19 protein-coding genes are annotated in these 21242 nt (G+C 66.3%); 3 read left to right on the forward strand and 16 right to left on the reverse strand.

Features of this window, described 5'->3' with window-relative positions:
• Positions 1-91: 91 nt before the first annotated feature.
• Genes LPA35_RS07010 through LPA35_RS07030 form a run of 5 tightly spaced genes read right to left on the reverse strand, consistent with a single transcriptional unit; the run spans position 92 to position 5598 of the window.
• Complete coding sequence (locus LPA35_RS07010) at positions 92-946, reverse strand: class I fructose-bisphosphate aldolase (RefSeq protein WP_228896134.1); 855 nt, start codon at positions 944-946, stop codon at positions 92-94.
• Positions 947-981: 35 nt separating this feature from the next.
• On the reverse strand, positions 982-1989 hold the full coding sequence (locus LPA35_RS07015; RefSeq protein ID WP_228896135.1) for an aldo/keto reductase: 1008 nt from the start codon (positions 1987-1989) through the stop codon (positions 982-984).
• Complete coding sequence (locus LPA35_RS07020; protein WP_007854392.1) at positions 1986-3023, reverse strand: ABC transporter permease; 1038 nt, start codon at positions 3021-3023, stop codon at positions 1986-1988. The genes LPA35_RS07015 and LPA35_RS07020 overlap by 4 nt, the downstream gene beginning before the upstream one ends.
• Positions 3020-4540 carry a sugar ABC transporter ATP-binding protein gene (locus LPA35_RS07025; RefSeq protein ID WP_228896806.1) on the reverse strand — a complete coding sequence of 507 codons (1521 nt, stop codon included), beginning with the start codon at positions 4538-4540 and terminating at the stop codon, positions 3020-3022. The genes LPA35_RS07020 and LPA35_RS07025 overlap by 4 nt, the downstream gene beginning before the upstream one ends.
• 11 nt (positions 4541-4551) lie before the next feature.
• A complete protein-coding gene (locus tag LPA35_RS07030; protein ID WP_007854385.1) occupies positions 4552-5598 on the reverse strand; it encodes a substrate-binding domain-containing protein in 1047 nt (348 codons plus the stop codon).
• 182 nt (positions 5599-5780) lie between these two features.
• Here LPA35_RS07030 and LPA35_RS07035 point away from each other — a divergent pair, with 182 nt between their 5' ends.
• The 3 genes from LPA35_RS07035 to LPA35_RS07045 are packed head-to-tail and all read left to right on the forward strand — an operon-like array spanning position 5781 to position 9860.
• Positions 5781-7331: an FGGY family carbohydrate kinase gene (locus tag LPA35_RS07035; RefSeq protein ID WP_228896136.1), complete on the forward strand. Its 1551-nt coding sequence runs from the start codon at positions 5781-5783 to the stop codon at positions 7329-7331.
• Complete coding sequence (locus LPA35_RS07040; RefSeq protein ID WP_228896138.1) at positions 7328-9103, forward strand: glycerol-3-phosphate dehydrogenase/oxidase; 1776 nt, start codon at positions 7328-7330, stop codon at positions 9101-9103. The genes LPA35_RS07035 and LPA35_RS07040 overlap by 4 nt, the downstream gene beginning before the upstream one ends.
• 1 nt (position 9104) lies before the next feature.
• On the forward strand, positions 9105-9860 hold the full coding sequence (locus LPA35_RS07045) for a GntR family transcriptional regulator (RefSeq protein WP_228896140.1): 756 nt from the start codon (positions 9105-9107) through the stop codon (positions 9858-9860).
• A gap of 586 nt (positions 9861-10446) precedes the next feature.
• Here the strand turns inward: LPA35_RS07045 and LPA35_RS07050 are convergent.
• The 11 genes from LPA35_RS07050 to LPA35_RS07100 all read right to left on the reverse strand — a co-directional run bounded on the left by LPA35_RS07050 (position 10447) and on the right by LPA35_RS07100 (position 21235).
• Entirely contained in the window at positions 10447-10740 is a 294-nt protein-coding gene (locus LPA35_RS07050) for a DUF4148 domain-containing protein (RefSeq protein WP_121508544.1), read from the reverse strand.
• 577 nt (positions 10741-11317) lie between these two features.
• Positions 11318-11509: a DUF2892 domain-containing protein gene (locus LPA35_RS07055; protein WP_228896142.1), complete on the reverse strand. Its 192-nt coding sequence runs from the start codon at positions 11507-11509 to the stop codon at positions 11318-11320.
• Between the two features lie 84 nt (positions 11510-11593).
• Positions 11594-11974, reverse strand: a complete 381-nt coding sequence (locus LPA35_RS07060) for a rhodanese-like domain-containing protein (RefSeq protein WP_228896146.1) — start codon at positions 11972-11974, stop codon at positions 11594-11596.
• A 45-nt stretch (positions 11975-12019) separates the two neighbouring features.
• Entirely contained in the window at positions 12020-12466 is a 447-nt protein-coding gene (locus LPA35_RS07065; RefSeq protein WP_228896148.1) for an OsmC family protein, read from the reverse strand.
• A 42-nt stretch (positions 12467-12508) separates the two neighbouring features.
• On the reverse strand, positions 12509-13369 hold the full coding sequence (locus LPA35_RS07070) for an MBL fold metallo-hydrolase (protein ID WP_228896150.1): 861 nt from the start codon (positions 13367-13369) through the stop codon (positions 12509-12511).
• A 69-nt stretch (positions 13370-13438) separates the two neighbouring features.
• Positions 13439-13777 (reverse strand): rhodanese-like domain-containing protein, encoded by a 339-nt coding sequence (locus tag LPA35_RS07075; RefSeq protein ID WP_228896152.1) that lies wholly within the window; start codon positions 13775-13777, stop codon positions 13439-13441.
• Complete coding sequence (locus LPA35_RS07080; RefSeq protein ID WP_228896153.1) at positions 13774-15183, reverse strand: TolC family protein; 1410 nt, start codon at positions 15181-15183, stop codon at positions 13774-13776. Before LPA35_RS07080 ends, LPA35_RS07075 begins: the two co-directional genes overlap by 4 nt.
• A 13-nt stretch (positions 15184-15196) precedes the next feature.
• Positions 15197-15406, reverse strand: a complete 210-nt coding sequence (locus tag LPA35_RS07085) for a DUF2892 domain-containing protein (protein WP_228896155.1) — start codon at positions 15404-15406, stop codon at positions 15197-15199.
• 59 nt (positions 15407-15465) lie between these two features.
• Complete coding sequence (locus tag LPA35_RS07090; protein ID WP_228896157.1) at positions 15466-16752, reverse strand: NAD(P)/FAD-dependent oxidoreductase; 1287 nt, start codon at positions 16750-16752, stop codon at positions 15466-15468.
• Positions 16753-16815: 63 nt separating this feature from the next.
• A complete protein-coding gene (locus LPA35_RS07095) occupies positions 16816-20163 on the reverse strand; it encodes an efflux RND transporter permease subunit (RefSeq protein ID WP_228896159.1) in 3348 nt (1115 codons plus the stop codon).
• Between the two features lies 1 nt (position 20164).
• Positions 20165-21235: an efflux RND transporter periplasmic adaptor subunit gene (locus LPA35_RS07100; RefSeq protein WP_228896161.1), complete on the reverse strand. Its 1071-nt coding sequence runs from the start codon at positions 21233-21235 to the stop codon at positions 20165-20167.
• Positions 21236-21242: the final 7 nt, after the last annotated feature.

Here is a 21242-nt window from a genome sequence, read left to right on the forward strand (position 1 = left end):
GCCGCAGGGCTCTTTCTCCTGGGCTCCCTCTCTGTTTTTCTTTTCTGTGCTCTTCAGCGCGCAGCCTCCTGCGCGTGGTGCTTTCGCTGCGTCAGGATGCGTGCGTTCCCGTGCTGTAGATGTCCCAGGCGGCGGCCGCGCTGGCGCCGCGGTGGATCATGGCCATCAGCGCATCGACCACGGCCGATGGTTTCGCGTGCTGGTACACGTTGCGGCCGTAGACCATGCCCACGGCACCCTGGTCCAGCAGCACGCGCGAGCGTGCGAACACCTGTTGCAGGTCCTCGCGGCCGCCGCCGCGCACCAGCACCGGGCAGCGCGCGGCCTGCACCACGCGGTGGAATTCGGCGGGGTCGGTGGTCGGGTCGGCCTTGACGATGTCGGCACCCATCTCGCGCGCCAGGCGCACCAGGGTGACGATTTTCTCGGCGTCGCCATCGACCATGTAGCCGCCTTGCTCGCTGTGCGGGCGCATCACCAGTGGCTCGATCATCAGCGGCATGCCGTAGCGGTCGCAGTCGGCGCGCACGCGCGCGATGTTCTGCACGCACTGGCGGAACAGGTCGGGTTCATTGGGCAGCATGAACAGGTTGACCACCACGCAGGCCGCATCGCGCTGCACAGCCGGCAGCACCGGGTCGTGCTCGTTCTGCAGCAGGGCCCACATCACGCGGTGGGCGGTGGCGTTGTAGGGGTTGCCCATGTCGATGCGCATCACCAGCGCCGGCTTGTTGTGGCCCGGGCGGTCCTGCAGCAGGTCGGCCTGGCCGTAGTTGAGCTGGATGGCATCGGGCGCGGCGGCCACGAGCTTGTCCATCACCTGGGGCATGTCTTCCAGGCCGTTGAGGAAGCTCGGCTCATTGCATACGCCATGGTCGAGCGCGATGTCCAGGCAGCGGCCGTTGGTGAGCAGGCGGTTCAGGCGTGCGGTCTTGTCTTTCGACATACGAAGAAGTCCTTGGGTTGTGGGATGGATACGGGTCAGGCCAGGGCCTTCAGATGGGCGCTTGCGGCATCGTCGATGCGCTGTACGGCCTCCTCGGGCAGCTCCAGCGCGCCTGCAGTCGCGTTCTCGGTGGCCTGCGCCCGCGTGCGCGCGCCGCACAGCGCCACCGACACGCTGCCATTGGCCAGCGTCCAGGCAATCATCAACTGGCCGAAGGAACAGCCGAACTGTCGGCGCAGGGGCTCCAGCTCGTCGAAGAAGGCCTTGAGCCGGGCGCGGTTGGCCGCGCTGAAGCGCGGATTGCTGGCGCGCTGGTCATCGCCCGTGAACTGGCGCGCCGGGTCGATGGGGCCGGCCAGCAGGCCCAGTGCCAGCGAGGAATAGCCCAGGATGGCGACATTGTTGCGGCCGCACAGCGGCAGCAGGGTCTGCTCGATCTCGCGGTCGATCAGGCTGTAGCGCTCCTGCGCGGCATCCACGGGGCCATGGCGCAGGTACTCGGCCAGGGTCGGCGCATCCACGTTGCTCACGCCGATGGCGCGGATCCTGCCCTGCTTCTTGAGGTCGAGCAGGGCGTCCATGGTCTCTTCGACTGGCGTGGTGCTGTCCTGCCAGTGGGTGATGTACAGGTCGATGTAGTCGGTCTGCAGGCGTTTCAGGCTCTCCTCGGCCTCGTGGAAGATCGATGCGCGGCCCAGGTGCCGGTGCACGGGGTGGCCATCCTCGTCGAAGAAGTGCGTGCCCTGCTGCGTATGCCAGACCAGGCCGCACTTGGTGGCGATCACCGCCTCGTGGCGGCGGCCCTTGAGTGCGGCGCCGACGAGCTGCTCGGAGGCCCCCAGGCCATAGGCTGGCGCGGTGTCGATCAGCGTCACCCCGGCGTCGAGCGAGGCGTGGATGGCCTCGGTGGCGGCGGCGCTGTCCTGCCCACCCCACATCCAGCCGCCCATGGCCCAGGTGCCCAGGCCAATGGCCGAGCACTGAATGCCCGAGGTGCCCAGGGTGGTGGTCTTCATCGCTGCGTTCATCATCACGGCATTCATCGCTTGGTCTTTCGGGTGTTCATGAGGTGGTCGATGGTCACGGCGGCCAGCAGGATCAGGCCCTTGATCACGTCCTGCCAGTAGGGCGATACGTCCAGCAGGATCAGCGAGCTGGTCACCACCGATAGCAGGGCCAGGCCCAGCACGGCGCCGAGCACCGTGCCCGAACCGCCCTTCAAGCTGGCGCCGCCGATCACGGCGGCGGCGATCACGTTGAGCTCCATGCCCACGCCGAAGGTCGGCGTGGCCGCACCGAAGCGCGCGGTGTAGATCACCCCGGCCAGGCCGGCCGAGGCCGCGCACAGCACCGTGACCCAGAACTTCACGTGGCCCACGCGGATGCCCGAGTACAGCGCCGCCTTCTCGTTGCTGCCGGTGTAGAACACGCGGCGCAGCAGGCTGGCGCGGCGCAGCACGAAGTCGCTGACCACCACGATGAAAAGGAAGATCAGGATCACCGCCGGAATACCGAACAGCGTGCCCTGGCCGATGAACTTGAACGAGGCCGGCAGCGAGAACAGCGACTGCGGCGTGCCCTGGGTGAGCGCCAGGCACAGGCCACGCACGATGACCATGAAGGCCAGCGAGGCGATGAAGTGGTTGAGCCCGATGCGCACCACGCAGCCGCCGATCATGGCGCCGATGAGCGCGCTGGCGGCGATCGCGATGAGCCCGGCCGTCCAGGGGTCGAACCCCATCAGGAACAGCTTGCCCGTGACCACCATCGCAAAGCACACCACCGAGCCCACCGACAGATCGATGCCGCCCACGATGAGCAGGATGGTCATGCCCACGACCACGATGCCCTCGATGGAAAACGACAGCAGCATGGCGCGGATGTTGTCCCAGGTCAGGAAGTAGGGCGAGGCGAAACTCATGCCGATGCACAGCACCAGGATGATGACCAGAAGGCCCATCTCGCGCATGCTGGTCAGCCTGGTTCCGCCCGGCTTGCCGGGCCCTCCCTGGGGTTTCTCGCGCAGGGGCTGCAGGCCGGCCACGCTGCCGGCATCCAGTTGTGCGGGGTGATTCATGCCATCTCCTCTTGTTGTCGTTCCAGTCCCGAGGCCAGCCGCAGCAGGGCCTCTTCCGTCATGTCCTCGCCTTGCACCTCGCCCGCGACACGGCCGTCGCGGATGACGAGGGCCCGGTCGCAGAGCCCGATGATCTCGGGCAGCTCCGAAGAGATCACCACCACGCCCACGCCCTGGCAGGCCAGGTCGCGCAGGATGTGGTGGATCTCCGACTTGGCGCCCACGTCCACGCCGCGCGTGGGCTCATCCATCAGCAGCACCGCGGGGTTGGTCGCCAGCAGCTTGGCGATGGCCACCTTCTGCTGGTTGCCGCCCGAAAGGCTGGCCACCTCGATCTGCACGCCGTCGGACTTGAGCTTCAGGCGCGCGCCCAGCTCCTGCGCCAGCCGGTGCTCGGTCGCACGCTGCAGCAGGCCGAAGCGCGAGCTCACCCGCACCAGCGCCATGGAGGCGATGTTCTGCGCGATCGGCAGGTCCAGGTAGACGCCTGCGGCCTTGCGGTCCTCGCTGAGGTAGGCAATGCCTTCGCGCAGCGCGTCGCTGTATTTGCGGATGGAGAGCTGCTTGCCGTTGAGGCATACGCTGCCGCTGGTGGCGGGGCGCAGGCCGCACAAGGTCTGCGCCAGCTCGCTGCGCCCGGCGCCCATGAGCCCGGCGATGCCCAGGATCTCGCCGCGCTGCACGGTGAACGAGACGCCGTGCACGCGCTCGCCGTCGGCCAGGTCGCCCACTTCGAGCACATGCTCGCCGCGGTCTGCGTCCTGCTGCTTGGGCGGGTAGTAGTTGCCCAGGTCGCGCCCGACCATGCGGCGCACCAGGCCGTCGGCATCAAGCTCGGCCAGCAGCCCCGAATGCACGTTGCGGCCATCGCGCAGCACCGTCACGCGCGTGCAGTGCGCAAAGATCTCGGCCATGCGGTGGCTGATGTAGATGATGGCTATGCCCTGGTCCTTGAGGTCGTGCAGCACCCGAAAGAGGGCGGCCGACTCGTTGTCGGTGAGGGCGGCGGTCGGCTCGTCGAGGATCAGCACCTTGCAGTCGAGCGTGAGCGCCTTGGCGATCTCGATCAGCTGCTGGCTCGAGATGGGCAGGTCCCCCACGCAGGCCGCGGGGTCGATGTCCTGGCCCAGCCGCTGGAGCACCCGGGCGGCGCGCGCGTTCAGGCCGGCGTAGTCCATCCATGCCTGCCGGCCGGCATTGATCTCGGGCATGAAGATGTTCTCGGCCACGGTGGCGTCGGCGCACAGGGCGATTTCCTGGTGCACCAGGCCGATACCCAGGCGCATGGCCTGGGCCGGACCATCGATGGTCACCACGCGGCCGTCGAGCAGGATCTCGCCCGCATCCGGCTGGTGGATGCCATCGATGATGTTCATCAGCGTGGACTTGCCCGCGCCGTTCTCGCCGCACAGGGCGTGGATCTCGCCCGACTGCAGCGAGAAGTCCACGCCCGAGAGCGCATGCGAAGCGCCGAAGCGCTTGCAGATGCCACGCAGCGCGAGCAGGGGAGCGCCCATGGTGGTGGTGCTCACTCGCTGATGCCCTTGGTGCCGCGGCGGGCGAGGTACTTGTCCCAGTAGAAGTCGTCGGCGTTGGCCTTGCTGACCACGGCCAGGCCGTTGTCCAGGAAGGGCACGGCCATGGGGTTGGTGCCGTTGCGCTTGGCGTCGTTCATCGGGTCGATGAGGCCGGGGTTCTTGGCCAGGAACAGCATCATCATGCCCATGTAGCCCTGCATGCCCTGGTTGGGGTTGATGGCGCCGAACACATCGCCGGACTTGATCATGTCCAGGATCTTGGCGTTCACGTCGCAGCACATCACCTTGATGTTCTTCTTGGTCTCCACCTTGGCCTGGGCCGCTCCCAGGGCCGAGTTGGCCTCGGGCATGAACAGGGCGCCCAGGTTGGGGTTGGCCTGCGCCAGGCTCTGCACGGCCTGGTAGGCCTTGTTGGGATCCTGGTTGCTCGCGGCGCGGCCTACCAGCTTCATGCCGGGGTGCTTGGTCTTCATTCGGTTGATGAAGGCGGCGATGCGGCGGTCGTGGTTGTCCTGGCCGGGGTTCTCCAGCACGGCGAACTCGCCCTTGCCGTTCAGGGATGCCGCGATCGCATCGGCCGCCTGCGCGCCTTCGCGCTCGTTGTCCGAGGTGATGAAGGAGGTGCGCTTGGAGTTGGGCGAGTCGGCTGCGAAGGTGACCACCGGGATCCCCATCGCCGCGGCGCGGTTGATGGGTTCGATGAACGGGTCGGGGTTCATGGGGTGCAGCAGGATGCCGGCGGGCTTGCGGGCCAGCTCCTGCTCGAACGACGCCAGCTGCTTGTTCACGTCGTACTCCGGCGTGCCGGTGTAGCGGGTGCGCACGCCCAGCGTGCGGCCCAACTGCTTCATCATTTCGTAGACCGGAAACCAGTATTCCACGCCCGAGACCATCACGTTCATCACGTAGACGTCGCTGGGGTTGCCGCGCAGGCCGCCCGCTGCAGCGGGGGCTGCTGCGGGTTGCTGCGCGAATGCGCTGGTGCCGGCCAGGCCGATACCGGCGGCGGCTGCGGACTTCAGGAAATTACGCCTCATTTTTTTGTCTCCTCTTGTTGAACGGTGCAGCATGGGGTGCTGCTTTCTCCAGGGCTGCGATGGGGTGCTTTTTGTCACGACAGTTGTTATGACAGGTAGAATGTAATCTTGGATCGAATCGCCAGATAGTTAGGGGAAACACTACTGGATATGCCGTCTGGTTCGGCGGAAGCTGTTATGACATGAAGACCCAACTACTGATCGGCATCGACCTCGGGTCGAGCAGCCTCAAAGCCCTGGCCCTGGAGGCCGCGAGCGGCCGCACCGTGGCCCTGTCCCGCCTGCCCCTGCAGCACGACCGCTTGCCCGGTGGCGGCTGCGAGGTGGGCGCATCCATGATCCGCTTGGCCCTGTCCGCCGTGCTGCGCGACGTGGCGCACCAGCTTGGCAACCGGGTGGCCGATGTCCAAGCCATCGGCTGTACCGGGCACGGTGCGGGCCTGTATGCGCTGGATGCCCGCAATGAACTGGCCGGCGGCCGCGCCGTGGCCTCGACCGACCAGCGCGCTGGCGCGCGGGCAGAGTCCCTGGCAAAGAGCCATGGCCCGCAATTGCGCGCCGACGTCGGCTGCCAGCCCTGGCCGGGCCAGCCCACCGTGATCGCGGCCGAGTTGCTGGGCAGCGGCGCGCTGCGCAGCGGCGCCCTGCAGCGCCTGATGTTCGCCAAGGACTACGTGGGCTTTCTGCTCACGGGGGAGATCGCCACCGACGCCAGCGATGCCAGCACCGCAGGCCTGCTCTCGGTGGCCACGGGCACCTGGTCGCCGCTGGCCTTTGCGGCCTCGGGCATCGCCGGCCTGTCGCCGCAAGCCTTCGGGCCGCTGGTGCCTAGCGGCGAGGTGATCGGCAGGCTGCAGCCCTCGGCTGCCGAGGCGCATGGCCTGCCTGCGGGCATCCCCGTGGCCATGGGCGCCATCGACCTGCTGGCGTCGATGACGGCCATCCGCGCCGAAGAGCGTGGCCGCGCGGTGTCGGTGCTGGGCACCTGGTGCGTGAATGCTGTCATCGGCCCGGCGGTGGGGCCCCGTCCCGACGTGGTGGCGGTCGTCAATTTCGGGCCGCGCGAGCGGCGCCTGTACATGGAGAACAGCCCTTCGTCGATGGCCAACATCGCCTGGCTGGCCGGCGTGCTGGGCCTGCCCGATGCGCGGGCCGTGGTCGATCTGGCGATGTCGGTGCCGTTCGGTGCCGGGGGCCTGCGCTTTTTGCCGTTCGTGAATGGCGGCGCTGGCGTGTCGGCTGGCTTTGTCGGCCTCAAGAGCCACCACACACGCGGCGACATGGCGCGTGCCGTGGTCGATGCGGTGGCTGCATTGCATGCGCGCCATACGGCCCGCCTGGCGGCTGGGGGGCTGCCGGTGTCGGCCTCCACCGTGCTGGGCGGCGGTGCCAGCGACTCGCGCCTGGTGCGCCTGCTCGCGGGCCTGCTCGGGCATCCGGTGGAGCGCTGTGCCGATGACGAGACCGGTGCGCGCGGTGCGGCGATCTACGCCGCGATGTCGCAGGGCATCGATACCCACCCCTTGCGCGCGCCCTGCGACACGGTCGAACCCGACGCCAGCCAGGCGCGGGCCCATGCGGAGTTCAACGCCGCCTTCAACGAACTGATAGCCACCATGTCCCCTGTCTTCGGCCATCTGGCGGGCACATCGCCAGACACTGCCCCGCCACTGCCAGCGCTTGCCTGCACCCCTGCCACCACACCCGCGCAGAGCGTGGAGGCCTTGCCATGAGCCCGCTTTCACCATTGCCTTTCGTGCGCCCGGCCGCCGTGGCCGGCCGCCACTTCTCCACCGTGATCGTGGGTGCCGGCATCAACGGCGTGGGCGTGTTCCGCGACCTCTCGCTGCAGGGCGTGGACTGCCTCATCGTCGACAAGGGCGACTTCAGCGCCGGTGCCAGCAGCGCGCCTTCGCGCATGATCCACGGCGGCCTGCGCTACCTGGAAAGCGGCAGCTTCTCGCTGGTGGCCGAGGCCACGCGCGAGCGCAACCTGCTCTTGCGAAACGCCCCGCACCTGGTGCAGCCGCTCAAGACCGTGGTGCCGCTGTCGAGCTTCTTTGGCGGGCTGATGAGCAGCGCGCTCAAGTTCCTGGGCCGCACGCCGCCCCAGCGCACGCGCGGCCTGCTCGCCGTGGCCGCTGGGCTGCGCCTGTACGACCTGCTGGGCCGTCGCCAGCGCGTGATGCCCAACCACCACATCAGCCGTGTGCAGCCGGCGGACCGCCTGCTATTTCGCGCGGCCGTGCGGTGGACGGCGACCTTCTTCGACGCCTGGATCAGCCACCCCGAATGGCTGGTGCTGGAGCTGGTGCGCGACGCCTGCCGCGACCAGCCGCGTTCGGCGGCCAGCAACCACTGCCGTGTGATGGGTTGTGCGGGCAAGACCCTCACGCTGCGCGACGAAGTCACGGGCGAAGTGGTGCAGGTGACGGCCGATGCCGTGGTCAATGCCAGCGGCGCCTGGCTCGACCGCAGCACCGAGTTGCTGGGCGGCGCGGGGCCGCGCGTGATGGGCACCAAGGGCTCGCACCTGGTGCTCGACCACCCCCTGCTGCGCGACGCGCTGGGCGGGCGCATGGCTTACTTTGAGGCGCTGGACGGGCGCGTATGCATCGTCTACCCGTTTCTGGATCGGGTGCTGGTGGGCTCCACCGACATCCCGGTGGACGACCCCGACCAGATCGCCACCGAGCCGGCCGAGGTGGACTACCTGCTGGACGTGCTGGGCGAGGTGTTCCCCAACCTGGCCTTCGGCCGCCGCGACGTGGTCTACACCTATGTGGGCGTGCGGCCGCTGGCACGCTCGGACGCCGACAAACCAGGGCAGATCTCGCGCGACCATTCGGTGGTGATCGATGCACCCTCGCCATCGCGCGACATCCCGGTGGTGGGGTTGGTGGGTGGCAAATGGACCACCTTCCGCGCGCTGGCCGAGGAGGCCACCGACGAGGTGCTGCGCCTGCTGGGGCGAGCGCGCACCGCCTCGACCCGGCAGTTGCCCATTGGCGGCGGCACCGACATGCCACAGGGCGCGCAGGCGACCGAGCGCTTCATCGACCGCATTGCCAAGGATGCTGGCCTGGCGCGTGCCCGCGCCCAGGCGCTGCTGCGCCGCTACGGCTCCCAGGCCTTGCGCATGGCCCAGCATTTCAAGGTGGCGGGTGACGAGCCGCTGCAGCATGCCCCCGATTACTCGGTGGCGGAAGTGGCCTGGCTGTGCACCGAAACCGGTGTGATCCACCTCGACGACCTGGTGATCCGCCGCACGCTGCTGGCCATCCGTGGCCTCGTCACGGACGCGGCGCTGGCCGAAATGGCCGGCATTGCCGGGCAGGCATTGGGCTGGGATGCCGGGCGCGAACGGCAGGAGTTGCACAATTGCGCCAGCGCGCTGCGCGAACGCCATGGCGTGCGCCTGGCCACGGCAGCGCCCGATACCGATGCGGCAGCGCCGGCCTTCCATGCACCATTGACCATCCATCCGGCCCTGAGCCCGTCCTGACGTGAATGCACCGACCGAACTCCAGCCCCTGCTCGACCGCAACTCCGAATCGCCCCTGTGGGCGCAGTTCCGCGATGCCCTGCGTCTGCAGATACTGCAGGGCGAACTGGCCATCGGCGCCAAGCTGCCCTCCGAGGCCGAACTCGGCGAGCAATTCGGCATCTCGCGCATCGTTGTGCGCGAGGCACTGGCCGACCTGGTGCGCAACAACCTGATCTACAAGATCAAGGGCCGCGGCGCGTTTGTCGCGGCGCGCGAGCGCGACGAGGATTTTGTCTCCACCGTGCTCGGCTTCTCCGACGAAATGGAGCGCAAAGGCCGCTCGGTGCGCACCCAGATCCTGTCCCAGCAGCTGCGAGACCCCACTCCGCAGGAGATCAGCGCACTGGGCCTCACGGACGATACCCAGGTGGTGGCCTTGAAGCGGCTGCGCAGCGTGGACGGCGAGCTGCGCCTGCTGGTCGAGACGGTGGTGCCCGCCGACTTGGCACCCGGCCTGCACCGCATGCGCCTGGACGACCGCTCGCTGTACGACGTGCTGCGCCGCCAGTACGGTGTGCGTCTGGTGCGCGCCGAGCGCTGGATTGACGCCGTGCTGCCCGATGCTGAGACCTGCGGGCTGCTGCAGCTGGAGACCCCAGAGCCGCTCTTGCGCATCGAATCCATCGCCTATGGCGCCAACGGCCGGCGCCTGGAGTACTACAACGCCTTGCACCGCTGTAAGTCCAGTCGCCTGCATGTGCAGACCACGACTTAGAAGGGCGCATTGACTCTACGTGAATCGTCCCTGGTTCTGAGGAGACTCAACACTCTGAGAGGATTGAGCCATGAAGAAGACGCACAAGTTCTCGCCTGAGGTTCGTGAGCGTGCAGTGAGATGGATCAGGAGCGCCGTAGGGGTAGCTGCCACTGTGGGCCGCAATTGAGACTGTCGAACGGAAAGCGCTGACTTATCGAACCCGTATTTGAGTGATTGCTGCAGCGCTCTTGGAAGGGCTTGCGACTTTAGGTTGACAGCCACTTGGTTGAGCAGGGCGCCTGGGCTGCAAGGATGCTTGGCAGTGGGTTACGACTTTAGTTGCCCAGAATAATTGCGTTGCGATTCGGAGATGCTGGCAAGAGCAAAGAAGGAAGCCCCGTGGGAACCGCCTTCATCCTCGGTCCCCGCGCCGGATGCGCAAAACGCGCAGGGATAGACAGCTGCTTGCCGAGGCATAGGTGTAGCAACAAAAAGGGCTCCCAGTGGGAGCCCAGTTTGCTTGCCTGACAGTGAGGAAAACACTCCCCATGGCAGCAGCACCCGCGAAGTGCCACCGCCATGGGAAGGCCCGCAACTGCGTCAATTACATGGCGCTGAATTCGCCGTGGGGAATCTTGCCGGTGCGCAGGGCTTCGGCTGCCTGGGCACGCACTGCAGCCCGGTCAGCCGTGGAGGTGTATGTCACCACGCGCGAGCCAGCGGGTTCCTGGCTGCGGGTCTGGGCCACCGTGGCGGCTTCCGCTTGCACTTCAGCACGGGTGCGGTTGGTGTCGAACTGGAGCGCAAATTGCGAGCCATCGGCTTCATCTGCGTGGGCGCCGAAAGAGGCGAAAGCAGCAACAGCGGCGATAGAGAGGAAACGGGCAGTCGTGTTCATGGTGCAAATCCTTGGATAAAAAGCGTCTCAAAAAAAGCCGGAACAAAGCGCCAAAAGCGGATGCTGAAAACTACTTCAAACCGGGTTCGGTGAGTCGCCTTGCGGGTTCGGCTCATCGATGGGTTGAACTGTACGCCGGTGCTGTTCAGAGAAAAACTATCCAGTCGCAAACTAACTGTTCCAGTATTTGAAACAATTGATTTGCTACGCCAAGAAGCGCTTCGCAGGGAGGGGGTATGCAGGGATTGGAGGCCCATGGGCGTATTTCACCCACTGGGTTTTACGGGGAGAAGCTCTGGTGCCCGGGCCTGCGACGCCGGGAAAGCGTGGAGCTGTGGAACTGCTCAGCGTCAGTCAAAGCCTTGGTGATGCACCCGCCGGTGGTGGTGCAGGTGATCTTTGCACGGGGCGCCAGCCCTTCCGCAGCCCGTTGTGCGCAGTTGGTGGCCCGGCCTGATGTGTGGGGCCAAATTGTCGAAGCGTCTGTTCACGATCTCCGGCTAGATCGTAGACAAGTGCTCAGTGCTGCACGTACGGGAAATGCCTGCACCGCACGCGCAGCGTTTGCCGCGTCTGGCTACTTTTTCAAGGGGCAGGTGTTGATGCCCAGCAGTGTGTAGGCGGGGCAGAAGCGGAACAGGCCGGTGGCCAAGGGGACAACGCCCAACCAGCCCCACCATCCCACAGTGTTGGTGGCAGCCAAGGCAATCAGCACCAAGCCTGCCACGATGCGCAGCACGCGAACAATGGTTCCAACGTTGACGTTCATGACAATTCCTTTGGGTTACGCATGGGCCCCGGGGGCGGGACCTTTCTTGCACAGGAGGTGGCGCATGGCTGATGCACCACCGAATCAGTCGAAAGACGGTGGCTCGGGAGACGCCACGGGTTTGCCCGCCGCAGCCCAGGCGTCAAAGCCGCCTGCGATGGACTGCACCTGCAGGTAGCCCATGTCGCGCATGGCGCAGGCTGCCAAGGCGGCCCTCCCGCTGGTCTTGCAGTACAGCACCACCTTCAGATCGCGCGAGGTGAGTGCAGGCGTGCTGCTGAGCTTGAACTCCAGCACGCCGCGCGAGGCGTGGATGGCACCGGGTATGTGTCCGGCCTGGTACTCATCGGCCTCACGCACGTCGATGAGCACATCGGCCAGTCGGATGGCTTCATCGGCTTGGTCGATGGGGACTTCATGGACCTGGGCTTTCGCCGCAGCCACGAGATCGTGGGCTGTTTTCATCGGGTGTTTCCTTTAGTACGGTGTGACGGTGGATATGCCGTGGTGTCATTTGAGGACGGCGTTGTTGGCGTCCAGCACTTTCAGCACGATGGGAATGCCCTGCCCCACGCTCTGGGTTACCGTGCAATAGCTTTCGAACTGGCCCAGCACGCGGTCCAGGTGTTCCAGTTGTGTGGCAGGTACGCCCAGTTGCAAGGTGGCGTCCATGCGCAGCACACGCAGGCGTCCCTCTGGGTTGCGGCCCACCTGGGCCACCACGGTGGCGCGCAAGGGCTCCGGTGACTGTTTGAATTTGCGCAGCGCAAACAGCAGGGAGTCACTCAGGCAGTTGCCCACCGCTGCGCAAAGCAGCTGCACCGGCGATGGGCCCTTGCCCGAGCCCAACGGGGCGGGTTCATCGCCGATCAGGTGGGGGACGGTGCCGCCAAAATGGATGTCAAAGCGGTAGTCCTTTTGCTGGACCAGCTCAACGGTGACTTGTTCGTTGCTCATGGAAATCTCCGGGATCTTCTGAGGGGGCTCGTGGATAGCGTGTCACAGCGCGTTCACGGGAATCTTGAGATAGGTCATGCCGTTGTCTTCTGCCGGGGGCATCGCCCCGGCCCTGATGTTGACCTGCACCGAGGGCAGGATGAGAACGGGCATGTCGAGCGTTGCATCGCGCCGGGTGCGCAGTTCAACGAATGCCGCTTCGGTCATGCCGTCGTGCACGTGGATGTTGTGGGCGCGCTGATCGGCGACCGTGGTCTGCCAGGCCGGGGCGCGCTCCGCGGGGGGGTAGTCGTGGCACATGAAAAGGCGGGTCTGTGCGGGCAGGCTGAGCAGCTTGCGCACCGACTGGTACAGCGTGTGCGCATTGCCACCCGGGAAGTCGCAGCGCGCGGTACCGACGTCGGGCATGAACAGGGTGTCGCCCACCAACACGGCGTCTGCGATCTGGTACGCCATGCACGCAGGGGTGTGGCCCGGCACGGCCAGCGCCTTGGCTTCGAGGTGGCCAATAGAAAACACTTCTTCGTCGTGCAGCAGGTGGTCGAACTGACGGCCATCCGGGTGGAACTCTGGCTCCAGGTGGAAGATGGCTTTGAACACCTCTTGCACCTGGGTGATGGCGGCTCCGATGGCGATTTTCCCTCCCAGCTTGCTGCGAAGGTAGTGCGCGGCGGACAGGTGGTCGGCATGGGCATGGGTTTCCAGAATCCATTGCACGGTCAACCCCTTGCTCTGGACGAAAGCTACCAGGCGATCCGCAGAATGGGTGCGGGTGCGGCCTGATTTTGCGTCGTAGTCCAGCACCGAATCCACCAGTGCGCAGTGGCCCCCGGGTTCGTCAAACACCACGTAGCTCACGGTCCAGGTCGCGTCGTCAAAGAAGGCTTCTATCTGGGGCTTCACGGGGGTCTCCTGTTGCAGGTTCGATGGACACAATGCTCCGAGTGTGGCGGTGGCAAGCGCCTGATCCCATCAGTCGCGTTCGATGGGGCGGCCCAGCTGCAGGGCCACGCTGCTCACACCGCCGCCATTGGACACCTGGCTATAGCCTTGCGTGCGTAACCACTGGACTGCCATGCCCGAGCGAGCGCCCGAAAGGCAGCAAAGCACCATCGGTTGGTCGCGGTGCGGCAGCGCTGCAGCGGCTTGCTGGGCCAGGCTGTCCAGCGGCAGGTTGATGGAGCCAGCCACATGGCCTGCTGCGAATTCGCCGGGCGAACGGACATCGACGACCAGGGGAAGCGTGGGGGCGGGGTGGGGGTTCATGGCGCTGGCGGGGTGAGGGATGAGGGCATGGTTGGAGGCGTTCAAGGTGTGGGCGGGGCCAGCATGTGCGCTGTGTCGGTGGCCGCTTGCAACGCGGCCTCGTCGAGCTGGCCCGCCAAAGCCATCAACTGCAGGCGTTCTTGCGCCATGCGGGTCTGGTGCCCCAGCAGGTTGGATTGCGACTGCATCGCGTCATTGTGTGCCTGCAGCAAATCCAGTGTGGTGCGGTCGCCCACCTGGCGACCCAGTTGGGTCGCCTGCAGCCGAACCTGGGCCGACCTGAGCGCCGACTCCAGGGCCTGGATCCGGGCGGCCCCAGCCTGCAGGTGCAGCCAGCTGGTGCGTACCTGCTGGGCGACGGCAAGCCGGGCGCTGTCGAGGTCGGCCTGTGCCTTGTCTTGAATGCGCAGCAGTTCCTGCTGGCGCGCATCAAGTTGGCCACCGGTGTACAGCGGCACCTGGATCTGCACACCCACCATGTACTGGCGTGCGGAGTTGCTGGCCGAGCCCCACCGGCCTGATCCTGACAGGTGGTCGCCACCCGCCTGGGCCACCAGGTCCACCTTGGTGCTGGCAAAACGCGCCGCCTTGGTTGCCTCTTGCTCGGCCAGTGCGAGGGCCTGCGCCTGGGTGCGCACCTGGAGGTTGTCGCGCGCGGCGAGATCCAGCCAGTGAGACAGGGGCGCGAGGGGTTTGCCATCGCGCAAGGCGGTGGTTTCGTTGCCCGACGAGGCGGGCAGGTGCAGGGGGGGCAGTTGCGCAGGATTCCAGCCTGTGGTCTGCGCCAGAGCTTGGCGCGCAATCTGCATCTCAACATCGGCTGCTTGCACCAGTGCAGCGTTGGCCTGCGCGCGCGCCTCGGCTTCGCGCACATCCGTGATCGGCGAGTCCCCCAATGCAAAGCGGTCCTGCGCCTCTTTGAGAGCCTGATCGGTTGCCTCCTGCTGGCGCAGTAGCAACGCGCGCTGCTGCTGCGCCAGCACGGCCGAGAAGTATTGCTGGGCCGTTCGCAGCATCAGCTGTTGCTGCACCGAGGCGGCCTGCAGTTCTGCCAGATCGGCGGACAGCAGCAGCTGGCGCCCCTGTGCGCTGCGCTCGGGGTTGTACAGCGGCATGCGCGCCTCCACACCCCAGCGTGTGCCCGGGCCGCTGCGGACCGAGGTGTCAAAACCCACCCCAGAGGTCTGTGGCGTCCCTGGCATGGAAAACGCGGCCCCCTGGGCGGAGGTCTGTGAGCCCATCGCGCCTGCCGCGGCCTGGGCCGTCACGGAAGGGCTCCACAAACGGCTGGCCTGCACGCGGCGGGCCTCGCCTGCGGCACGTGTGGCCGTCGCTGCTGCCATGTCCGGGTGTTGCTGCCGTGCGGCCAGCCAAGCCTCGTGCAAATCTGCCGCCTGGGCTGCACCCATGCCGCAGGCCAGCAAGGCAGCGCTCAGGAGGAGTTTGCGCATGGCGTGGTCCTCCTTAGCAGCCTGGGCGCACGCCCAGTTTGCGCAAGATGGTCTCCATCAGGCACCACTTGGTGAGCCCGCTCTGAAGCAGGTTCACGCCCACAAACGCCGTGAAGGCCAGCCACCACTGGCTCACAAAAACAGGGCTGCCGGGAATGCCCAGCGCCAGAGAAAGCAGGATGAAGGTGCCTGCGACCAAACGAACGATTTGCCAGGTTGTCATGATGAACTCCTTGTTAAGAAACGATAGAAACTGGGGGTGGGGGCGTGGTCCCGCGCCGGTCAATGGGGCTTTTGCTCGTGCAGGCGGGTGATGCCCAGGAGCTTGAGCACGTACTTCTCGTAGATGGGCTCGGAATTGCCCGACTTCATCTTGTTCAGGAAGTACTTCTCGAAAGCAATCTTGCCCAGGTGCACCCATTTGCCCTTCTTGAACCAGTTGACGTTGCGCGGCGGCATCTGCGGCAGGGCCACAAAGGCCGCGCCGGTGTCCCCCATGTCGGCCAGGCAGATGGCGTTCCACGTGGCGGTGGCGGTGGCGGGCTGGCCCGCGATGTCAGCGGCAATGTTGTGCACGATGGCCGAGACCATGGTCTCGATCATGTAACCCGTCTTGGGTGCGCCGGTGGGCACGGGTGTCACCTCGACGGGCGGAATCGCAACGCAGACCCCAGCCGAGAAGATGTGGGGGTAGGCCTTGCTGCGCTGGTGCTCGTCGATCAACACGAACCCGCGCGGGTTGCACAGCCCGGGCACGGACGCCACGGCATCAACCCCTTTGAAGGCTGGCAGCATCATCGACAGCTTGAAGCCTAGCTCGTGCTGCTGGTGCACCTGGCCTTTGTCGTCCAGCTGTTCGACAAACATCTTGCCCGCCTCAACCCGCGTGGTGCGCGCGTTGTGGATCCACTTGATGTCCTGGCTGCGCAGCTCGCTCTCCAGCATGCTCTTGCTGTCGCCCACGCCGCCCAGGCCCAGGTGGCCGATGTAGGGCTCGCTGGTGACAAAGGTGATCGGCGCCTTGTGGCGCAGCTTGCGCTTGCGCAGGTCCGCTGCAACGATGAATGCGAACTCGTAGGCCGGGCCAAAACAGCTCGCGCCTGGCATGGCGCCAATGACGATGGGGCCGGGGGCTTCCAGAAACTTTTGGTAGTCGCGCCAGAAGTGCTCGGCGTGGTCCACGGAGCACACCGAATGTGTGTGCCCGTTCAGAGGGCCAGAACCAGGCACTTCCTCAAACGCCAGCCGGGGGCCGGTGGTGATCACCAGGTAGTCATAGGCCACGGTGCTTCCGTCCTCCAGCATGACGGTTTTGCCCGGAGCATCGATGGATTTCACCGGTTGGGCGATGAAATCAATGCCCTTGCGCTCCAGTAAGGGGCGGATCTGCAGGACGATGTCATCGCGCTTTCGCCAGCCCACGGCGATCCAGGGGTTGGAGGGCACGAACTGGAAGTAGTCCACCGCGCTGATCACTGTGATCCGATCCTCGCGTGGCAGCTTGCTGCGCATTTCGTACGCAGCCGGCATGCCCCCGATACCCGCTCCAATAATCACTACATGTGCCATGGTTGTCTCCTGTGGTTGAAGGATGGTTGCCCGATCGTTCGTTCAGTGCGTTCGGTGCGCTGTTCACTGCGCTCCGTGGTGAACGAAAGCCTCTGAGGGGCTGTTGTCCGGTGGGTTGGCGGGACCGGCACCGTTGGTGCTGCTGCGCGCGCTGCGGTCCCGGTACGCTGCGTAGTACAGGGTGGGAATCACCACGAGCGTGAGCACGGTGGAAACAAAGATGCCGAAGATCAGTGAAATGGCCAGGCCATTGAAAATCGGGTCGTCCAGGATGAAGAACGCGCCGATCATGGCCGCCAGCCCCGTCAGCACAATGGGCTGTGCACGGGTGATGGCCGAGTGGACGATGGCCGTCTTCAGGGGTACGCCCTCGCGCACCTGCAGGTTGATGAAGTCCACCAGCAGGATGGAGTTGCGCACGATGATGCCCGCCAGGGCAATCATTCCGATCATGCTGGTGGCCGTGTACTGCGCGCCCAGCAAGGCATGGCCGGGCATCACGCCGATGATGGTCAGCGGGATGGGCGCCATGATGATGAGTGGCGTGAGGTAGGAGCCAAACTGCGCCACCACCAGCAGGTAGATCAGGATCAGGCCCACCGCGTAGGCAGCGCCCATGTCGCGGAAGGTCTCAAACGTGATCTGCCATTCGCCATCCCATTTGATGGCGTAGCCCCGCAGGGCATCCGCAGGCTGGCGGACAAAGTATTCCTGCACCGATCCGCCATCAGGCGCCACGATGCGGGCAATCGCGCTGCGCGCCTGGAACATGCCGTACAGCGGGCTGTCGACACGGCCCGCCATGTCGGCCACCACAAAATTCACCGGCAACAGGTCCTTGTGATACACGGGCTGTTCGCGCAGGGTGTCGCTCACCGTGACCAGCTCGCGGATGGGGACCAACTGGCCTTGCGAACCCCGGACCGTCAGGCGCAACAGTGCCTCCAGGTCGCCGTGGCTTTCTGCGGGCAATTGCAAAAGCACGGGCGCCGGGTATTTGCTGGTGTCGCGCAGCCAGGTGGTGGCTTCGCCGCTCAGCCCCGCATGCAGCGCGCTCACGATGGCCTGCTGGGGAATGCCCAGCAGGGACGCCTTGCGCCGGTCCACGATGAGCAGCTTGCGGGGGGCGTCGGCAATGCTGCTGTCGTCGGCGTCCACAATGCCTTCGGTAGCGGCCAGCGCGGCGCGCACAGCACGCGCCACTTCGCGCCTGCCATCGGCCTCGGGGCCATACACCTCGGCCACGATGGGCGATAGCACAGGCGGGCCGGGAGGCACTTCCACCACCTTCACATTGGCGCCATGGCGCTTGCCGATTTCTTGCAAGGCGGGGCGCACCCGCATGGCAATGGCGTGGCTTTGGTCCTTGCGGTGTTGCTTGTCCACCAGATTGACCTGGATGTCACCGACTTCGCCCCCCGAGCGCAGGTAGTACTGCCGCACCAGTCCATTGAAGTTGATGGGGCCGGAGAGGCCTGCGTAGGCCTGGTAGTCGGTCACCTCGGGCACGGTGGCCAGGTGTGCGCCCAGCTCGTGCAGCACGGCGGCGGTGTGCTCAACTGGCGTACCCGCAGGCATGTCCACCACCACCTGAAACTCGGACTTGTTGTCGAAGGGCAGCATCTTGAGCTGCACCCATCCGAGCACCGGCAAAGCGACCGACAAGGCAATGAGTGCCGCCACGCCCAGCCCCAGCCAGCGGCGATTGCGCCGGCCTTGGGTGTCATCCAGCAAGGGGCTGAAAACCCGCTCGAAGGTGGGCGCGATGCGAGCGCTGAGCCCACTGTGCACCGGACTGGTATGCCCTGGTGGATGGCCAGTGTGCTCCTTCATCCACAGCCGGGCCAGCCAGGGGGTGATGACGAACGCCACGGCCAGCGACAGCAGCATGCCCATGCTGGCGTTGATGGGGATGGGGCTCATGTAGGGGCCCATGAGGCCGCTCACAAACGCCATGGGCAGCAGGGCAGCAATCACGGTGAATGTGGCCAAAATGGTGGGGCCACCCACCTCGTCCACCGCGTGGGGGATGATGTCCTTGAGGCTGCGTCCGGGGTGCAGCAGCTGGTGGCGGTGGATGTTCTCCACCACCACAATGGCGTCGTCCACCAAGATGCCGATCGAGAAAATCAGCGCAAACAGCGATACCCGGTTGAGGGTGAAGCCCCAAGCCCAGGACGCAAACAACGTCACCGTGAGCGTCAGCACCACGGCCACGCCCACGATGGCGGCCTCGCGGCGGCCCAGGGCCAGGAAGACGAGTGCCACCACCGACGCTGTGGCGAACAGCAGCTTCTGGATGAGCTTTTGGGCCTTGTCGTTGGCGGTGGCGCCGTAGTTGCGGGTTTCCGTCACCTCCACGCCGTCGGGAATCACGGTGTTGTGCAGTTGTTCGACCCGCTGCATCACCGCATTGGCGACGTCGATGGCGTTCTCTCCCGCCTTCTTGGTCACCGTGAGGGTCACGGCCGGGTATTCGTCCACGGCGCTCTGCGGGGCTTCGCCGCTGGTACTGGCGGTGCTGGCGGTGCGCCGTGGAACCCCATGCCAGACGTAGCGGCTGGCGGGCAAGGCGCCGTCCTGAACATCGGCCACATCTTTCAGGAACACCGGCTTGCCCGAGCGCACGCCCACCATGAGGTCGGCCACCTCATCGGCGCGCGCCAGAACGGGGCCGCTGTCCAGCTGAATGGTTCGGTCGCCGCCCAGCAGCTCGCCCACGGGTAGCCCCATGTTGGCCGACTGCAAGGCGCGGCGCAGGTCGTCCACTGTGGTGCCGGTGGCTGCCATGCGGTTGGTGTCCATGCGCACCAGCACGGCGCGGCCCGGGCCGCCCAGAGTCTGCACTTCGCGGGTGCCGGGCACGCGCTTGATCTCGGCCTCCAGGCTGTGGGCCACGCGCTCCAGCGCAAAGGCACCGGAGGTTTCGTCGCGGCTGTGCAGGGTGAGCGTCACCACGGGCACGTCGTCGATGCCCTTGGGCTTGATGATCGGGTCCAGGGCCCCCAGCCCCTTGGGCAGCCAGTCGGCATTGCTGCGCAAGGTGTCGTGCAGGCGCACCAGCGCCTCGGTGCGTGGCACGCCCACCTTGAACTGCACCGTCATCACCGCCACGCCGGGCCGGGACACCGAGGTTACGTGCTCCGTGCCCTGCATCTGCGACAGCACCTGTTCGGCGGGCGTCGCAATCATTTGCTCCACATCTGCCACGGAGGCACCGGGGAACGGCACGATGACATTGGCCATGGTGACGTCGATTTGGGGCTCTTCCTCGCGGGGGGTGACCAGCACGGCAAACACGCCGAGCAAAAACGCCACCACAGCCAGCAAGGGTGTGATTTGCGCGCCCTGAAACAAGGCGGCGATGCGCCCGGAGATTCCGAGCGGAGAAGGATTTTTGGGGGTGCTCATGTCAGCGCACCTTGGCAGCAGCTTGGGGCTGGAGTGCAATGCGGTCGCCTGCGCGCACGCCGCTCAACACCTCCACCATGTCGCCAGCGGGCCGCCCCAGGCGCACCTGCCTCAGCAGCGGCCGGCCCTGGCCGTCCAGCACGTAGACGCCCGTCATTTCCGCGCGCCGCACCACCACACTGGCGGGTACCAGCAGCGGGCCCACGGCAGCGGCTGTCGGTGAGGTAGTGCCCTTGCCAGCGTCCAGCCACAAGCGGGCGAACATGCCGGGTGCCACGCCCACCACGCTGGTTGGAAGCTCTACGCGCACCTGCACCGTGTGGCTTTGTGCATCCACGGTGGGCAGCACCTGCACTTTGGATGCCGGGACCGCGATGCGCGAAGCGGAGACCCCCGGAATTTCGACCTGCAGCTCGCCAGTGCCTCCATCGCGCAGCGTGGCGGCCTGTTGCTGCCCGACATGGGCGGTAACGCGCATCAGCGAAGGGTCGTACACGGTCAGCAGGGGTTTGCCCGGCATTGCCATGTCGCCCAGGGTGGCGGGCACATGGCCCACCACGCCCGCAAAAGGCGCCTTGATGACGTAGAAGCCCGATTGCGTGGTGGCCGCACCTGCCTGCGCCAGCAGGGCCTGCACCTGCGACTGGCTGGCGCGCCACTGGGCCTCTGCCCGGTCCAGCGCGGCCTGGCTGATGTACTGCTTCTGGAACAGCTGCTTTTGGCGCTCGTATTCCTTGGTCGCGACGTTTTGGGCGGCGCGCGCGGCGTCCACCTGGGCCGCGCTGGCAGCGGCGTTCTGTTGCGCTGCGAGCGCATCAATGCGTGCCAGCTCCTGGCCCGCCGTAACGCGGTCGCCCGCCTTGGCAGAGAGGCTGATCACCGCACCCTGTACCTGGGCGGAGAGGGTGGCGTCCCGCACGGCCTCGACCTGGGCGTCCACACTGCTCGCCAGCTGGGCGGCAGCGGGCTTGACGGTAAAGGTGGCGACCGGCTGCGCAGCGGTGTCGCCGGCCGCCCAGGCGCCGGACACGGCCAGGGAAAGCGCTGCGGTCAACAGGGTCAGGGACTTCATGGCGGCT

This window comes from Acidovorax sp. Leaf73 (genome assembly GCF_916855635.1).
Lineage (GTDB): Bacteria > Pseudomonadota > Gammaproteobacteria > Burkholderiales > Burkholderiaceae_C > Acidovorax > Acidovorax facilis.

Coding starts and splice junctions, on each gene's coding strand:
- LPA35_RS07010 (WP_228896134.1), bottom strand. CDS start 946: ATGTCGAAAGACAAGACCGCACGCCTGAACCGCCTGCTCACCAACGGC.
- LPA35_RS07015 (WP_228896135.1), bottom strand. CDS start 1,989: ATGAATGCCGTGATGATGAACGCAGCGATGAAGACCACCACCCTGGGC.
- LPA35_RS07020 (WP_007854392.1), bottom strand. CDS start 3,023: ATGAATCACCCCGCACAACTGGATGCCGGCAGCGTGGCCGGCCTGCAG.
- LPA35_RS07025 (WP_228896806.1), bottom strand. CDS start 4,540: ATGGGCGCTCCCCTGCTCGCGCTGCGTGGCATCTGCAAGCGCTTCGGC.
- LPA35_RS07030 (WP_007854385.1), bottom strand. CDS start 5,598: ATGAGGCGTAATTTCCTGAAGTCCGCAGCCGCCGCCGGTATCGGCCTG.
- LPA35_RS07035 (WP_228896136.1), top strand. CDS start 5,781: ATGAAGACCCAACTACTGATCGGCATCGACCTCGGGTCGAGCAGCCTC.
- LPA35_RS07040 (WP_228896138.1), top strand. CDS start 7,328: ATGAGCCCGCTTTCACCATTGCCTTTCGTGCGCCCGGCCGCCGTGGCC.
- LPA35_RS07050 (WP_121508544.1), bottom strand. CDS start 10,740: ATGAACACGACTGCCCGTTTCCTCTCTATCGCCGCTGTTGCTGCTTTC.
- LPA35_RS07055 (WP_228896142.1), bottom strand. CDS start 11,509: ATGAACGTCAACGTTGGAACCATTGTTCGCGTGCTGCGCATCGTGGCA.
- LPA35_RS07060 (WP_228896146.1), bottom strand. CDS start 11,974: ATGAAAACAGCCCACGATCTCGTGGCTGCGGCGAAAGCCCAGGTCCAT.
- LPA35_RS07065 (WP_228896148.1), bottom strand. CDS start 12,466: ATGAGCAACGAACAAGTCACCGTTGAGCTGGTCCAGCAAAAGGACTAC.
- LPA35_RS07080 (WP_228896153.1), bottom strand. CDS start 15,183: ATGCGCAAACTCCTCCTGAGCGCTGCCTTGCTGGCCTGCGGCATGGGT.
- LPA35_RS07085 (WP_228896155.1), bottom strand. CDS start 15,406: ATGACAACCTGGCAAATCGTTCGTTTGGTCGCAGGCACCTTCATCCTG.
- LPA35_RS07090 (WP_228896157.1), bottom strand. CDS start 16,752: ATGGCACATGTAGTGATTATTGGAGCGGGTATCGGGGGCATGCCGGCT.
- LPA35_RS07095 (WP_228896159.1), bottom strand. CDS start 20,163: ATGAGCACCCCCAAAAATCCTTCTCCGCTCGGAATCTCCGGGCGCATC.
- LPA35_RS07100 (WP_228896161.1), bottom strand. CDS start 21,235: ATGAAGTCCCTGACCCTGTTGACCGCAGCGCTTTCCCTGGCCGTGTCC.